General features: G+C 44.0%; 13 protein-coding genes and 1 other annotated feature. Of the genes, 8 read left to right on the forward strand and 5 right to left on the reverse strand.

Annotated features, from left to right (window positions below; translation table 11 throughout):
* Positions 1 to 239 precede the first annotated feature (239 nt).
* A complete protein-coding gene (locus tag AC1DWN_RS09150; protein WP_477558592.1) occupies positions 240 to 773 on the reverse strand; it encodes an NADPH-dependent FMN reductase in 534 nt (177 codons plus the stop codon).
* A gap of 327 nt (positions 774 to 1,100) precedes the next feature.
* Positions 1,101 to 1,339, forward strand: a binding site (T-box leader).
* Positions 1,340 to 1,387: 48 nt separating this feature from the next.
* Between AC1DWN_RS09150 and AC1DWN_RS09155 the strand changes: the two genes are divergently transcribed.
* The 8 genes from AC1DWN_RS09155 (at position 1,388) to AC1DWN_RS09190 (ending at position 10,663) form a co-directional block, all read left to right on the forward strand.
* Complete coding sequence (locus tag AC1DWN_RS09155) at positions 1,388 to 2,572, forward strand: aminotransferase class I/II-fold pyridoxal phosphate-dependent enzyme (RefSeq protein WP_477558593.1); 1,185 nt, start codon at positions 1,388 to 1,390, stop codon at positions 2,570 to 2,572.
* On the forward strand, positions 2,569 to 3,762 hold the full coding sequence (locus tag AC1DWN_RS09160) for a DUF418 domain-containing protein (protein WP_477558594.1): 1,194 nt from the start codon (positions 2,569 to 2,571) through the stop codon (positions 3,760 to 3,762). Before AC1DWN_RS09155 ends, AC1DWN_RS09160 begins: the two co-directional genes overlap by 4 nt.
* A gap of 735 nt (positions 3,763 to 4,497) precedes the next feature.
* The gene (locus AC1DWN_RS09165) at positions 4,498 to 5,169 is read left to right on the forward strand and encodes a bifunctional 2-keto-4-hydroxyglutarate aldolase/2-keto-3-deoxy-6-phosphogluconate aldolase (RefSeq protein ID WP_477558595.1); all 672 of its coding nucleotides are present in this window, start codon (positions 4,498 to 4,500) and stop codon (positions 5,167 to 5,169) included.
* A gap of 232 nt (positions 5,170 to 5,401) precedes the next feature.
* Entirely contained in the window at positions 5,402 to 5,671 is a 270-nt protein-coding gene (locus tag AC1DWN_RS09170) for an AbrB/MazE/SpoVT family DNA-binding domain-containing protein (protein ID WP_477558596.1), read from the forward strand.
* The gene (locus AC1DWN_RS09175; protein WP_477558597.1) at positions 5,668 to 6,003 is read left to right on the forward strand and encodes a type II toxin-antitoxin system PemK/MazF family toxin; all 336 of its coding nucleotides are present in this window, start codon (positions 5,668 to 5,670) and stop codon (positions 6,001 to 6,003) included. Before AC1DWN_RS09170 ends, AC1DWN_RS09175 begins: the two co-directional genes overlap by 4 nt.
* 205 nt (positions 6,004 to 6,208) lie before the next feature.
* Positions 6,209 to 7,594, forward strand: a complete 1,386-nt coding sequence (gene fumC, locus AC1DWN_RS09180; RefSeq protein ID WP_477558598.1) for a class II fumarate hydratase — start codon at positions 6,209 to 6,211, stop codon at positions 7,592 to 7,594.
* Positions 7,595 to 7,817: 223 nt separating this feature from the next.
* Positions 7,818 to 9,770, forward strand: a complete 1,953-nt coding sequence (locus AC1DWN_RS09185) for an ABC-F family ATP-binding cassette domain-containing protein (protein ID WP_477558599.1) — start codon at positions 7,818 to 7,820, stop codon at positions 9,768 to 9,770.
* A 260-nt stretch (positions 9,771 to 10,030) separates the two neighbouring features.
* A complete protein-coding gene (locus AC1DWN_RS09190; RefSeq protein ID WP_477558600.1) occupies positions 10,031 to 10,663 on the forward strand; it encodes a fumarylacetoacetate hydrolase family protein in 633 nt (210 codons plus the stop codon).
* A gap of 110 nt (positions 10,664 to 10,773) precedes the next feature.
* Here AC1DWN_RS09190 and AC1DWN_RS09195 read toward each other — a convergent pair whose 3' ends face one another.
* From AC1DWN_RS09195 to AC1DWN_RS09210, 4 genes are all read right to left on the reverse strand, one after another.
* Positions 10,774 to 11,220: a Dps family protein gene (locus tag AC1DWN_RS09195; RefSeq protein WP_477558601.1), complete on the reverse strand. Its 447-nt coding sequence runs from the start codon at positions 11,218 to 11,220 to the stop codon at positions 10,774 to 10,776.
* 422 nt (positions 11,221 to 11,642) lie between these two features.
* The gene (locus tag AC1DWN_RS09200; protein ID WP_477558602.1) at positions 11,643 to 13,583 is read right to left on the reverse strand and encodes a glycoside hydrolase family 15 protein; all 1,941 of its coding nucleotides are present in this window, start codon (positions 13,581 to 13,583) and stop codon (positions 11,643 to 11,645) included.
* 4 nt (positions 13,584 to 13,587) lie between these two features.
* Positions 13,588 to 14,616, reverse strand: a complete 1,029-nt coding sequence (locus tag AC1DWN_RS09205; RefSeq protein ID WP_477558603.1) for a LacI family DNA-binding transcriptional regulator — start codon at positions 14,614 to 14,616, stop codon at positions 13,588 to 13,590.
* A gap of 669 nt (positions 14,617 to 15,285) precedes the next feature.
* The coding region (locus tag AC1DWN_RS09210; RefSeq protein ID WP_477558604.1) for an FAD-dependent oxidoreductase at positions 15,286 to 15,964 on the reverse strand (679 nt) is incomplete at its 5' end.

The following is a 15,964-nucleotide window of genomic DNA, read 5'->3' on the forward strand; positions in this document are numbered from 1 at the left end:
TAGGGTAGCTCCTGTAAACTTATATTTAGTATGTAAGTAAGCTGTATCCCTCCCTGGATGCTTGACTCAGCGTGTCGTCTATATGTTGTTATTTGAATAGTAACAGTTGTTTGTTATCCCATTATTTAGAAATTATTGTGTTTTTGTAAATGTGTACCAGCTAGGGCGAATGAACTAGAAAAAGCCATGATTATCTACAGTACGTAGACATCACGGCTTTTTTTTAATGCAATCTGAAATTATCTGTAGGACTTAATAAAGTTGTCAACAACGGTATCCAATTTAGTAATGGTTCGTTCATCGACGAATTGGCCTTCTTCATTACATTTTTCATGAACAGAAGCAATATATACTTCGTTGCCTTGCATAATAGGTGATGAGACACCGCTAGAAAATAAGATGTCGCGTAGATGCTGTTGAGCACGTACCGTTCCCAGTATACCCATAGAGGCACCAATTATAAGTGATGGCTTACCGATCATAACCTTGTCTACACGAGACAGCCAATCGATTGCGTTTTTTAACACACCGGGGATCGAATAATTATATTCAGGTGTTACCCATAAAACAGCATCTGCATCGGCTACCGTTCTTTTAAATTCCTTCACCACAGCAGGAGGATCATTTTCGATATCTTGATCAAAATGAGGAAGGTCACGGATGTTAACAATATCGATATCCATTCGGCCTTTATATCGTTCCTGCATAAACTTTGCAATTTTAAGATTAAACGACTCTTTTCGAATACTGCCTACTATGGCTACAATTTTCATTAGAATAACCTCCATATTATAAAGAGTTAGCTTACTTTACTTGTACATGGACATACATTTCTATGGACAGATAAGGAAGATATAATCGTATCATAACGCTCAGTGAAAAGGTAGTTTGTATAGTCGGCCGTTATATATGTGAGTTGGCTCCTTACCAAATCGGTTTTTTGCTTCCTTCAGCATTTCTTTCGTAGTGGATAAGTCGTTCTAAAAAAGTGTTGTGCTTCCAAAATTTTAATGTTACTATAGGTGAAATTTAAACAGCGGGTTTACCCTGAAGGGACCGCTAATTGGACATTCCATTGCAATCATTGAAGTTGAATAGCTGTATATTCGATGACGAGAAAGAGTACGTTATGCGCTTGATCGAACAGAGAGTTGGGATCGCTGAAAACCAACGTTCGAGTGCTAGCAGAAAGCCATCTCTGAGAAGCGGGCTGAACAGAAGTAAGCCCTGCCGCATTTCCAGCGTTAACGGGAGCATGTATTGATAGATACATGAGCGGAGTGTCACGCTTTTTTGCGTGAAACTAGGGTGGTAACACGGGTGAAGACTCGTCCCTTTATAGGGACGGGTCTTTTTTTTGTTTCATAAAAACTGAGGAGGAACGACTATGAAACCTTTTTCGATGAATGAGCTTATTACGCAAGCAGTTAAGGATATCCCGCCTTCTGGCATACGCAAGCTATTCAGTTTTGCTGAAGGAAACAAGAACATCATCTCGCTTGGAGTTGGTGAACCCGATTTTGTCACTCCTGAGCATGTAAGAGCGGCATGTTCAAAAGCTCTCGACCTTGGCAGAACGACCTATACGCCAAACGCAGGTCTAGTCGAGCTTAGAGAAGAAATAGCGAACTATTTATATACGAGCTTTCAAGTGAAATACGAGCCTTCAAATGAAGTGATCGTTACGGTTGGAGGAAGTGAAGCCATCGATCTTGCTCTGAGGACATTAATTGGGGCAGGTGATGAGATTATCGTCCCAGTTCCTAGTTATATTGCTTACTCGCCGCTCGCTCAACTGAGCGGAGGGAAGGTTGTTGAAGCTCAAACCTTTGCCGCGGACCATTTTAAGCTGACTGCTGAAGTGCTGAGAAAGCATATAACGCCGCGATCCAAGGTGTTGCTTGTCAACTATCCGAATAACCCTACAGGTGCGATTATGACAGCAGAAGACTGGCTGCCGATTGCTCGTGTTGCCCAGGAGCATAATCTGATCGTGATTTCAGATGAGATATATGCAGAGCTTACCTATGGTCAGAAGCATGTGAGCATAGCTTCACTGCCAGGGATGCAGGAGCGGACGCTAGTGATTAGCGGATTCTCGAAAGCTTTTGCTATGACAGGATGGCGGATTGGATATGCGTGCGGCAATCGGGAGCTTATCGCAGCAATGTTGAAAATACATCAGTACACCGTTATGTGTGCTCCCATTCTGGGACAGATCGCAGCTATCGAATCGCTTAGAAATGGCTTGGGAGAAAAGGATCATATGGTCGAGTCATATAGCCAGCGTAGACGGATGTTCGTTAGTGGACTAAGGGAGATCGGGCTTGCTTGTCATGATCCGCAGGGCGCATTTTATGCCTTCCCATCCATTGCTGCTACAGGATTGGATTCTAACACGTTTGCGGAAAGGCTAATGCAAGATGCAGGTGTCGCAACTGTACCGGGTCATGTATTCGGATTAGGGGGAGAGGGCTTTATCCGATGCTGCTATGCATCCTCTGTTTCTAGGCTCACAGAGGCACTAGATAGAATGGACAGCTGGCTGAGGAAGGAGAAGCGAAATAGTTGATTAATCAAAATGAACAAATAAACCGCATTCGAATGATCGACATCATTCGGGGCTTTTGCTTACTGGGGATTCTTGTTGCGAATATGCTCGCTTTCCAGTATGGCATTTATGGGCAAGCGGAGCTGCAGCTTTTTAATCCTTCATCAATGGATGAAAGCTTGTATAATGTTTTGAAAATAATGGTGGTGGGAAGCTTTGCTCCGATCTTTATGTTCCTTTTCGGATATGGCTTATATAAGCTCAGGGAAAGCTTAGTGTTTAGAGGTGTTAAGCCAGAGCTCACTTTAGTAAGGCGCTTTTTGATGCTGCTTGTACTTGGCTTATTGCATATTTTATTGCTGTGGGAAGGGGATATATTGCTCTCTTATGGAGCGGGTGGCTTTTGCTTGCTATTATTCATTAAGAGGAAGCCGAAGACCTTGGTTATATGGGCTATTATATTGAGTTTATTTTACTTTGGCATAAATTACGGATCAGAATTGGTGTCGCCGGTGGAGGAAGCTCAGATTCAGCAATATGTGAAGCATTCGATTTCGGTTTATGGCGAAGGTACCTATAAAGAAATATCCAACTTCCGATTGAATGAGGATCCGCTCGATATACCTGCAGCAATAACTATTTTAGCTATGTTTTTTGTACCAGTGATACTACTCCCGATGTTCTTGTTAGGGATAGCGGCGGCTAATAATAAATGGTTCCATGAGCCAAGAAATGAACGCCGAAGGTATGGTTGGTTGACGGTGATTTTCTTGCCGCTCGGGTTACTGTTAAAAGCAATAGCCGTCATGCAATCGGACTGGGCATGGAGTAGTGCCATACTGGCAGCGGGCGCTCATGTGCTTGCTCTCGGTTATATATTCGGGCTGGCGCTTGTGTTATCTATTCAATCCAAACGTTCCGTTGTCATAGCTGCATTTGAATCGGTAGGCCGAATGTCGCTGACAAACTATTTAATGCAAACCGTCATTTGTACGACTATATTTTATGGTTATGGACTTGGTTGGTTCGGGAAAATGGGTATAGGGTATGGCTTGCTGCTGGCACTGGTTATTTATATCGTTCAAGCTATCGCCTCCGGCTATGTGATCCGAAAATATAAGCATGGGCCGATTGAACGGCTGCTGCGGATGTGGACCTATTGGTCACCGGATGGTAGAGCGCGGGTAGCGGTTAAGTCTACGGATGCTTAATTATAGAACAGGGATTACATGGAGAGTGTAATGTGAAGCATATTGCCGAGGCAGTCTGCTTCACTAGATGGGCACAACCGAATAAAGTACATTTAGTTTTCTTAAAATTAGAAATAGCGGCAGTCTAGGACGCTGCCAGACCGAGACACTACCAGTCCGAGACAATGCTTATAATACCGGCAAGAAAGTACCCATTCATATGGCAGCTTGGGGAAAATTTGAATGTATTACCGCTAAGGAATTAACAGTTCATCGCGAAGCCTTCAAGCATTTTGAATTTAATTTCACATTATGAAACTAAAGAGAGTCATTAAGGAATTAGAGACTAATTAGTTTCAGAAACTGCAGCTAATTCACTTGAAAGAGGGCACAGCTCCAGCCATCCGAGCAATTAAGTTCATCTCGTGAAACTAAATCGTAGTTGCCCCTCCTCCGGCTTCATTTAATTGCAAAATGCGAAACTACGGGAGCTCAGTAGTTAAGGAAGAGGACGTAAAAGTGTTTATTTGTGAACATTCCCCCCCATTCTGGATACGCGTGCGGACATCAGATCCATTAATTGTTCTGAAAGGGTCAAATATGCCCCGTATGTAGAGAATAACGAAACCAAATAAAAATTGAACTATTAAAACCACGACAATATTATTGAAGGTTTAAGGTGAAGCGACTATAATGAGTGGTATATATTGAACAAATTCGAACCTAAATGAACATAATGGGAAGAGGGACTTGTAGATGAAAAAGCTTAGAGTGCTACAGCAACTAACAGAAGCGGGAGTTGTGGCCGTATTACGCGCAGATTCAGCTGAAGAAGTAGCAGAGATGGCCCGCCATGCGATTAAGGGCGGTATTAAAGCGATTGAGATTACGATGACAGTACCTTTCGCCTTGCGTGCTATTGAGCAATTGTCGAAAGAATATTCGAGCTCAGCAGCTCCAGATGCAGACAATTACGCGATTATAGGTGTAGGCACAGTACTCGATCCAGAGACGSCTCGCGCTGCGATATTAGCAGGCTCTGAGTATGTGGTTTCGCCTGCTTTAAATGCTGAGACTATAAAGCTTTGCAATCGTTATGCAATTCCGATCTTGCCGGGTACGATGACGATTCATGAAATACAAACCGCCCTTGAGCTTGGTGTTGATATTGTGAAGCTGTTCCCTGGCAACCTATATTCACCAAGTGTGATTCCATCCATAAAAGGACCATTGCCACAAGCTAACGTTATGCCTACTGGCGGCGTTTCTCTCGACAATCTAAAAGAGTGGATCCAAGCAGGCGCTGTTGCGGTAGGCATAGGCTCAGATTTAACGAAGGAAGCAGTGAAGACTGGCGATTTCTCACTTATTGAGAAGAAAGCAGCAGCATATATGGCTGCTTATCGTGATGCAAAAGGTCAATTATAATTTCATAAATGTTTAGCTGTTCCACCTCAAAAACGCCTTTGGAGTATTTTCTCCCGAGGCGCTTTTGAGGTGGAGCAGGGTGTTGTCCTTTTGGCTCATTCGAACAGATAGCTCCTGGAGTTTGAAATATAATGTCGGTATCAATCCACTAAGAATTGTATATCATATGTATATACATGATAAGGGTGGTGAATTATAATTGGATTATCAGAAGGGAAAGGACGTGATCAGAATGACGACTGTAACKCTCAGTAAATGGGGTAATAGTAGTGCTGTCCGTATTCCAAACCAAATCCTAAAGCAGCTAAACCTAGAAGAAGGCGCTGAAATGCAAATAATGGTGACGCCGGAAAATGATATTCTGCTGCGGCCTACTACGAAACCAGAAGAGTCGAATGAGGAACTGCGTGCACATATGAAGATGCTGCTCTCAAAAATTAAGCCGGATTCAAAAAGTCATGCAGAAATCGACTTCGGGATCGAAGGAGATGAATTGATTTGATCACTCCAGCGCGTGGTGATCTGGTTTGGCTGGACTTCGATCCACAAGCTGGTCATGAGCAGGCGGGCCGTCGACCCGCAATCGTACTTTCTGAAGCGGATTTTAATGAGATTACAGGCTTTGCTATTGTTTGTCCGATTACTAACCAAGTAAAAGATTATGCTTTTGAGGTTATGCTTCCAGAGGGACTACCGTTTAGTGGTGTCGTTCTAACGGATCAGTTGAAGAGTTTGGATGTGAAAAAGCGTAAAATCAAAGTCGTTGGCAGCGTTCCAATTGATTCTGATGCAATGAAAGAAGTCTTACGAAATACGCGCTCCATTTTAGCATAAAGAAGCCTTTTGGATGACCGGAAGGCTTTTTTTAGCATGTAACCATTTATTTTGAAACATGCACTTTGTTCAATTTGCCGCCATTTTTTTGGTCAGCATCTTTCATTTTTACAAGCTATTCTCTTGATTCTAAGTGGGATTAGCGTTATAACAGAAACAGGATTATTATAAGACAAACTAATTGGTCGAAGGAGTCGTTCAACGAATGGATTATCGGATTGAGAAGGATACAATGGGAGAAATTCAGGTTCCAGCGGACAAGCTATGGGGAGCACAAACACAACGAAGCCTACAAAACTTTAAAATAAGCGGAGAGCGTATGCCGATTGAAGTCGTTTATGCGATGGCTTACATCAAAAAAGCATCAGCTCAAGCAAACGCAAGACTTGGCGTATTGGATGCTGCCAAATCAGCTATTATTGGCGAAGTTGTTGATGAAATTGTAGCAGGCAAATGGGATGAGCATTTTCCGCTCGTAGTATGGCAAACGGGAAGTGGCACGCAAACAAATATGAATGTTAATGAAGTAATTGCTAATCGTTCGAACGCTTTGCTTGCTGAACGCGGCAGCGATGTACGCATTCACCCTAACGATGACGTTAACCGCTCACAAAGCTCGAATGATACATTCCCTGCAGCTATGCATATTGCGGGCGTTATAGCGCTAGAGGATCGTTTGCTTCCTTCACTCGACTTGCTTAACGGTACGCTTCGCGCGAAAGCAGAGAAATTTAATGATCTCGTGAAAATCGGCCGTACACATCTACAGGATGCAACGCCAATCACATTGGGCCAAGAAATTAGCGGCTGGTATTCTATGCTGGACAGAACGCGTGCAATGCTTGTACAAAGCGTAGAAACAATGCGTGACCTTGCTCTTGGCGGTACTGCAGTAGGAACGGGCTTGAACGCTCATCCTGACTTTGCGGTAGCGGTAGCAGAGGAAGTATCAGCATTGACTGGAAAAAGTTTCGTAACAGCGGAGAACAAATTCCACTCGCTTACTAGCCATGATCAAATCGTATACACACATGGCGCTGTAAAAGCACTTGCAGCTGATCTTATGAAAATCTCTAACGATGTAAGATGGCTGGCAAGCGGTCCGCGCTGCGGCATTGGTGAAATTTCAATTCCTGAAAATGAGCCAGGCAGCTCGATCATGCCAGGTAAAGTTAACCCTACGCAAAGCGAAGCATTAACGATGGCTGTGTGCCAAGTAATCGGAAATGATACGGCTATTTCGATGGCTGCAAGCCAAGGTAATTTTGAGCTTAACGTATTCAAGCCGGTTATTATTTATAACTTCCTTCAATCGGTAGCATTGATGGCTGATGGAATGGTCTCCTTCAACGACAATTGCGCAATCGGTATTGAGCCGAACGAAGCTGTAATTAAGCGGAATCTTGATCAATCGCTTATGCTTGTAACAGCACTTAATCCGCATATCGGCTATGAGAACGCAGCTGCTATTGCGAAAAACGCTCACAAAAAAGGACTAACGTTGAAGGAGTCGGCGATTGCTAGCGGCTTGCTGACGTCTGAACAGTTCGACGAGTATGTTCGTCCGGAGAACATGATCGGTAAACGTTAATTTCACATAAGTATCTGCAAAAAGAGGCTGGCGCCAAGTCATGAGAATGACGATGCGCCAGCCTCTTTTATCTGTAAATAGGAAACTATTGGTGCCCGAATCCGCGCATGGTGTATTTTGCTAGAAAACGGATGAAGCGCGTAAGTGAAGATAACAGCCTTTTATGGTATGATACGAGTGGTTGTGAATACAACAAAATTATGCGAAAAAGTAGGTTTGTCCCATGCATTTATTATCTGTTGAACATATAACGAAAAGCTACGGCGAGAAGATTTTGTTTGAAGATGTCACCTTCGGTCTAGAGGATGGCGATAAAATAGGAATTATTGGCGTTAATGGAACTGGTAAATCAACGTTTCTGAAGGTCATTGCCGGTTTAGAGCCAGCTGATTCCGGTACGGTATCCATTGGCAATCGGGTTACGATAAGAATGTTGGCACAGGATCCTGTGTTTGCGCCAAATGAGACGGCGCTTGAGCATGTGCTTGGCGGTGATTCACCGCAGCTGCGCGCAGTTCGCGCGTATTCAACTGCGATGGAAGCCATCGAACTAAATCCGAATGATACAGCTATTCAGGATCAGCTAATGAAAGCAAGTGAGCAAATCGGTGAACTGGATGCTTGGGAGCTGGAGAGTGAGGCTAAGACAGCTCTCTCGAAGCTTGGTATAAATAATTATGAGGCGAAGGTTGACACGATGTCAGGCGGTCAACGCAAGCGGGTCGCGATGGCTGCTGCACTTCTGCTGCCTTCAGATATTCTTATTCTTGATGAGCCGACCAACCATATCGATAACGACTCGGTTATTTGGCTGGAAGGAATGCTGCAGAAACGCAGAGGCGCATTGCTTATGATTACGCATGATCGCTACTTCCTCGATCGTGTCAGTAATCGTGTTATTGAGCTCGACAAAGGTAAGGCACATTTTTATCAAGCGAATTACAGCCGTTTCCTAGAGCTGAAGCTAGACAGAGAAGAGCGAGAAGCATCAACAGAATCGAAACGTCAAAATTTATTGCGTAACGAGCTGGCTTGGATTCGCCGCGGGGCAAAAGCACGTTCGACCAAGCAGAAAGCGCGGATCGATCGCTTTGAGGATTTGAAGGCAGATGCTCCAAAGCAAGCGAGCGGTAAGATGGATGTCTCGGTTGCTTCAACTAGACTTGGCAAGAAGATTATTGAGATGGAAGAGGTTACGAAGCGGTTCGGCGATAAGACGGTCATTCGTGATTTCAGTTATATTGGCATACCGGGGGATCGCGTTGGTATTGTTGGGCGCAACGGCAGTGGTAAATCAACAATGCTCAAGCTTATCACAGGACAGCTTGAGCCGGATGAAGGGACTGTCGTGTTAGGCTCAACAGTTAATTTGGGCTGGTTCTCGCAGGAGCACGAAGAGATGGATCAATCGTTGCGTGTCATCGAGTATATTCGCGAAGGCGCAGAGCAGGTGAAGACAGCGGACGGCTCGACGATTTCGGCGGGGCAGATGCTGGAGCGCTTCTTATTTTCACCAACGATGCAATGGACGCCAATCTCGAAGCTATCAGGTGGCGAGAAACGGCGCTTGCAGCTGCTTCGAGTATTAATGAACGCCCCAAACGTCCTGCTGCTCGATGAGCCGACGAATGATCTCGACATATCCACATTGACGGTGTTGGAAGACTATTTAGATGAGTTCCCGGGTGTTGTGTTCGTGGTCTCTCATGATCGTTACTTCCTAGATCGTACTGTTGAGAAAATCGTTGCTTTTGAAGGCGACGGAGTCATTAACCATCATACGGGCGGATATTCAGACTATCAGGCTTTTAAGGAGAAGTATCCAACTGGTGTAAATACGGCATCTCCAGTAAAGACAGCACCTACAGCTGTAGCGGCACCGGCACCAGTATCAGTGCGTGTGGAAGCATCAGAGGCAAAACCTGTGATCAAAGAACAGAAAATTAAAATGTCCTTCRAGGAACAGAAGGATTATGAACAAATAGATGGCTGGATCACAGCAGCGGAAGCGGATTTAAGCGCAATAGCTGTTCGTATGGAGGCAGCAAGCAGTGACTCCGCACGATTGCAGGAGTTGGCAACTGAGCAGCAGCAGGCCGAAACGAAGCTTGAACAACTTATGGAACGTTGGACAGAGCTGAATGAACTGGCGGAGCAAATTGCCGCGCAAAAGTAAGGGTTTTATAATGTGCAAACGAGTTTGCGCCATCCAAAGGTAGCTGTAAGCCCGGATATYGAGCTTACAGCCCTTAAAACAAGCTCCAAAAGTAGCTGTAAGCACCGAAATCAAGCTTACAGATCAAATAACCCAAGAACTAAACTAGCCGAAACTATCGACTTTAAAATTTTGATGTCTATTTTTATTGCGGGTGTTGCTGTCATAAAGGTCTATCTTCGATTACGATGGGACATCACAATTAGGGAGGCTTGCTGACAATGAATAGGAACGATATACGAAATATATATTGTATTGGACGAAACYATAAACTTCATGCGTTGGAATTAGGTAACGAAGTGCCTGATGAGCCGCTTGTGTTTACTAAGCCTTCTCATGCGGTTGTTCCTATGAATGGTAATGTCATCGAACTGCCAGGCGATGTTGGGGAAGTGCATTTCGAACTTGAGATAGTATTGCATATTGGCCGAGACTACGAGCAGGGGATCGATACTGATCTGCTCATTGATGGTATGACGCTAGGTCTTGACCTAACGCTTCGCGACGTGCAATCGAAGCTGAAAGCGAAGGGTCAGCCATGGCTTGCTGCCAAAGGCTTTAAAGGATCAGCAGCGCTTAGTAATTGGTTTGCCTATCCGGGAGAAGCGAAGCTTGCTCAAAGCGAATTCGCGCTCGTGAGAAGCGGTGAAGAAGCGCAGCGCGGCAATTCTCGCGATATGCTGTTCCCTGTATCTGAGCTCATCCATCACGTGGGTACAAACTTTGGCCTCAGTGCGGGTGACATCATTTACACGGGTACGCCAGCGGGTGTTGCCGCACTTCGTGACGGAGATGCGATAGAGGTTTTCTGGGCGGACGAAATAGTGGGAAGTTGTACGATAAAGCTAATCTAAGCTAATCAATCTAACTATAATACGTAAAAAAAGGAGGAGTAGAGCTGAAATAAGCTCTACTCCTCCTTTTTATGATGATTTTAGGTAGTTTTTACCCTCAATTTTTTATGTTATTTCTCGTTAAATGCACTTAGCATCCATACATGCTTCTCAAGTGTTGTATGAATCGCGAGCAGCATGTCGGCTGTTGTTTCATCGCCAGCTTTCTGTGCATCTTCCATACCTTCCTTGAGCTCATGGATGATGGTAGTGAAATCCTCGATCAACTGATCGACCATTTGCACAGCATCTTCATTGTCGGTAGCTTCTTTAAGGCTTGAAGTTGTCAAATATTCTCTCATAGTGGCAATTGGTTTGCCTTTCAAAGCGAGCAGACGCTCTGCGATCTCATCCACATGAAGTGCAGCTTCTTCATAGAACTCTTGGAATTTCACATGTAAGGTGAAAAACTGGGAGCCTTTTACATACCAATGATAATTATGAAGCTTAATATAAAGTAAGCTCCAGTTTGCTATTTGTCGATTTAAATGTTGGGGTACAGTTGTCATATCTATCATCCTTTCGAGTTATGTTCTTGTGGTGATTCTTTAGAGATGATTAGTTATTTGTACTAATTCCTTATTTATAATTATTACAAATAAGAAACTCGTTGTCAAGCCGTGTTCACTATATCGTCTGCCTCGATCATTTTATAAGCTCTTAAACACCGACTCCGTATTTTTACCCAATTAGGATGGAATTCAAACATCTATGAACAAAAAAACCAGTAAACCAAAAAAATCTCCTTGGTTTACCGGTTTTTAAATGATTGCCTCTAGTTCAGAAGTTGAAGCTCTTCACTGAAGTAAGCGTATGGAATTAAGCGTTCGAAGCAGTAACAGCTATTTATTATAAGAATTTATAAGTTTCACATATATAATATGCTTATAATTCACCGCGAAACGAGCTTWGCCGCCAAGGACTGCGACAGCCGTTTACGCTAGGCTTCAGCCTCTGCAAGCATAAAGATCGTAAGGATGAACATGGCATGCGACCATGTGAGTGGTACGACCCAAGCTGTTTCACCTGTATTTTTGTCGATCTGTTCTGGGAGCAGACCTGTTTCCGTACGATGATCAAGCGCCCAGTTGAGCAAACGTTTCGCATCATCAAGACTGCCGGTTTGGATGCGATATTGAGCAAGCCATAGTGTAGTTAGAATCCATGGGTTTCCACCTATATAGATATCATCCTCATAGCGCTTGATGCCGCCGACACCTGGTACAGTTAGTGCAGCTTCTACCACATCGGCTGTACGACGCATATAGTCGTGATCAGCAGGTACGGCTGCGAATGGAACTGCAATACCAATTAAGCTAATATCAATAACCGGATCATGCTTCAGCGTGTAGCTTGTATAGCCTTTATCAAGAGCAGTTACGAACCCTTCTTTTCCTGAAGCTACAGCTTGCTCATATTTCCCTTCCGTTACAGTTAAATTAACACCGCGGTAGAAGCTGTTTCCTTCCTCGTTCCAGCATTGCTCGGTAATGGATAAAGCGATTCGAGCAGCAGCAGCATTCCATTCAGCCGCAAGCTCAGCATGACCAGCTAGCTCAGCGAAGCTCGCTGCAGCACTTAATCCGCCATAAACAGCTGCTGAAGAGTAYGTATGCGATGCAGTACGCTCTTCCCACAGGTCAATGCTTGGCTTCGGAAGTCCACTCTCAGCATCGATGAAGCTCATTAGGAAGGAAGCGCCTTTCTGAACAGCAGGCCATACTTGCTCTGCGAAGCGGCTATCCTTTTTCTCTAAGTAATGCTGCCACATTCCCCATATGATGGAGGAGCCTTCATCAATTTGAAGTCCCCATGATGGAGCTAAGCTGCCATCGTGATAATGGCGCTGCTGCCAAGACCCGTCAGGCGATTGTGCGGTAAGCGTCCAAGCATAAAAGCTATCTGATAAAGAGCTGAGTCCGGCTTTATCCAGCGCAGTCGTAATAAACGCAGCATCACGTCCCCAACAATAAGCATAGCCTCCGCAGCGTACAAAGTTTTCGTCAAACTCAGGTGCGGCAATAATACTGCCTGTTTGCTCATCGGACATCAGTTTAAACATAAGAAGCGAACGATCATATAAATCAGCTATTTTTTCATCGATAAGTGGACAAGGTGCTGCTGCAGCCAAGTAATCGGTCCAATAGGTCGTCGTTTCTGTGATCCATTGTGCACTGCTTTTCTCTTTGGCGGCCCGCATTTCTTGCAATGCTTTTACTTCATCTGTGCCAGCCGTTATATAAACAGGAATAGTAATAGACTCGCCTGCAGCTAATTGCTCAATATGCCATTTTAAAGCGCCGTCAGCCTTCATATCTATGTTATTGCCGTTTAAATAACCGGCTTGAGCGGAATCCCAAGGGAGACCTGCCTGGTAACCTGTGCACACGTTTGCACTCGAAAGCGCAAAATAGTACTTATGTCGGAAGTGAACCAACGAATCATTAGTGGCATTAAAGGTCGTCGTATTGTAGAGATTATGTTCACCGATAAGAAAAGAGGAATGAACAATAAAAGAAAAAGCGACAGATTGATCGCTTGTATTAGTGAATGTATATTCACGAACGATGAGATCAAGATTAGGTACAGCAAAATGTAAGCTTTCCACCTGTACTGGCTGATAATCATTGCGTGCATTTACACGGAAAATATTTGTTTTTGCAACATATTCGGCATCATGGACCCAGCCATCTGCTGCATGATCGAACCATGATACAGCAGAACTATCGAATTGAATTCCCATTCGCATAGCATCGACATGCTGTGGCAAATCGATATTTGGCCACCACATTCGATACATTTTACCTGTACGGCCGAGCGTTGCAAGAAATTTGGAATTACCAATAATGGCATCAACTAAATATGGTTTTTTTTCTGACATGGTGTCAACTCCTTAAATTCACTGTGTGAGTAGATGATTCGCGCACAATGAGACGATGCGGAATAATCATCCGATTTTGATGAACACTTTCTTCTTGAATAAGTCTAATTAGCATTTGAGACGCAGTATAACCTAACTGATAAGTGCCAATATCAATGGAGCTGATCGGTGGTGTTGCAAGCTCAGATAAAGCAATATTGTTGAAGCTGACGATACATAAATCCTCAGGTACTTTGTAGCCAAGCTCAGCAAGTCCGCGCAGTACACCGAATGCAACTACATCGTCAATGACGACAAGACCAGTAGGTCTCTCAGGCAAGCTCATCAAAATTGACATCGCACGATAGCCGCTTTCTTGCAAAAATTCACCCTCTACACTCCATTCGGAAAGTATAGGCAAATCAGCTTCACGCATTGCTCTTCTGTAGCCTTCATTACGATCGAAAGCAACGGTTAAGGTAGGAGGTCCGCTTACAAATCCAATACGTTTATGCCCCTGCATAATGAGATGCTGGGTTGCATCATAAGCAGCCTGTTCATTGTTATTATCAACGGAAAGAATATTATTATGTCCTTCTGTACGTCCAATCAATACGGAAGGAAATTTATGTTCTTCTAATAGGTTGATCAATGGGTCATTTACGCGGGATGATAACAAAATAATACCATCCACTCGTCTACCAAAAACAAGACGTGAAACCGTTTCGGTCTCATCATGAGGAGAGGTTGCAGCTGTAAGCAGCATATCGTAGCCTGCTCGAGTAGATTGTGCAAGTATTCCGCGTAGCAATTCTCCAAAGAAAAAGTCTTGGAAAAGCTCTTCTGCAGGACGAGGCAGCATAATTGCGAGGGTCTGTGTTGTTTTGGAAACGAGACTCTTCGCCATTACATTGGGGTGGTAGCCCATCTCTTCCATTAGCTTTTTTACCTTCAATGTAGTTGCTTTACTAATTCTAGGATGATTAGAAACGACCCTAGATACAGTAGAAGGGGAGACCCCAGCAGCTTTAGCAATATCTTTAATGGTAATCATAAAATTGAGCCCCCGTCATGCAATCATTTATGCTTCATCCTAATGCAGCTACTGCATATAAGTAAATATATATCTTTGGAAAGAGATTCACAAATGATGAAAAACTGTCTTATCTAGAGTAAAGCGGAGAAAAGTCGAGATAATCATTTATAATCTCTGAATTTTGGACAGTGCAAACGTTTTAACAAACTAGGTGACCTGTTATATGATTTCCTCGCAAAGATAGCGTTTACATAATGGGGTTTGTTCTCGATAATTGGTGTAAAACGGCTAATATTCCGAGTGAACTTCATTTCATGAAGAAAGTCATACAAACGTTTGCGCAACTATAGCTGTTCACATTGTGAGCGCGGCTCACCGCCCCATGGCTGGACGGACTTGGGACTGATCGAAGGATCGCCGTTAGCGAATCTCTCCGGAAATATTGATAGAAGACAGCATCCTTCACCCATGCCTCAGAAAACACGAAAAAGGTACAACCTCTGCTTATTAATAAAGCCGGGGATGTACCTTTTCCTTTAAATGTTCAAACGCTGCATTCGCGAAGCATGTAGAACAAGGTATACAGTAGCATTGCCTTTTTATTGTATGATTCCATGCAAATCTTAATAAATCGATTATTCATAATTTGCACAGGTTGTTGTACTAGTCATTTCTCAGTAAAAATTATTATGCGTGAACCGATTCATGAGCTTGTGATTCCAAGAAGCGCTCGCAATCAAGAGCAGCCATACAGCCGCTTCCTGCCGCAGTAATAGCCTGACGATAAGTGCGGTCTTGCACGTCGCCGCAAGCGTATACGCCTGGGATATTTGTCTCAGATGTACCTGGCTTCACAATGATATAGCCTTGCTCATCCGTATCGATTTGTCCGCTTAGGAAGCTGGTGTTAGGCGTATGGCCAATTGTAACAAATACGCCGTCTGTTTCAAGCAGTTCTTCTTCGCCAGTCACATTATTAAGCACCTTAAGTCCTTGCAAGCCCATACCGTTAGCAGCTACTTCAAGAGGAGTGTTATTTAAACTCCAGACGATTTTATCATTTGCGCGTGCGCGATCTTGCATGATCTTGGATGCGCGCAGCTCATCACGACGATGAACGAGTCGAACCTCTGAAGCGAAGCGAGTTAAGAATACCGCTTCTTCCATAGCGGAATCGCCGCCGCCGACTACGATAATTTTTTTACCGCGGAAAAAGAAGCCGTCACAAGTTGCGCAAGTGCTTACGCCGCGTCCGATATTTTCCTGCTCGCCAGGAATACCAAGGTATTTGGCCGAAGCGCCAGTTGAAATAATGATCGACTCCGCTTGCAGCTCGCCGAGACCTTCAACATCGAGCGTATAAGGG

The sequence above is a fragment of the Paenibacillus sp. P4_A7 genome (assembly GCF_056402455.1).

What these genes read in the sequence shown, in the direction of transcription:
- AC1DWN_RS09150 (WP_477558592.1), bottom strand. Translation starts at nt 773, where the DNA reads ATGAAAATTGTAGCCATAGTAGGCAGTATTCGAAAAGAGTCGTTTAAT.
- AC1DWN_RS09155 (WP_477558593.1), top strand. Translation starts at nt 1,388, where the DNA reads ATGAAACCTTTTTCGATGAATGAGCTTATTACGCAAGCAGTTAAGGAT.
- fumC (WP_477558598.1), top strand. Translation starts at nt 6,209, where the DNA reads ATGGATTATCGGATTGAGAAGGATACAATGGGAGAAATTCAGGTTCCA.
- AC1DWN_RS09195 (WP_477558601.1), bottom strand. Translation starts at nt 11,220, where the DNA reads ATGATAGATATGACAACTGTACCCCAACATTTAAATCGACAAATAGCA.
- AC1DWN_RS09205 (WP_477558603.1), bottom strand. Translation starts at nt 14,616, where the DNA reads ATGATTACCATTAAAGATATTGCTAAAGCTGCTGGGGTCTCCCCTTCT.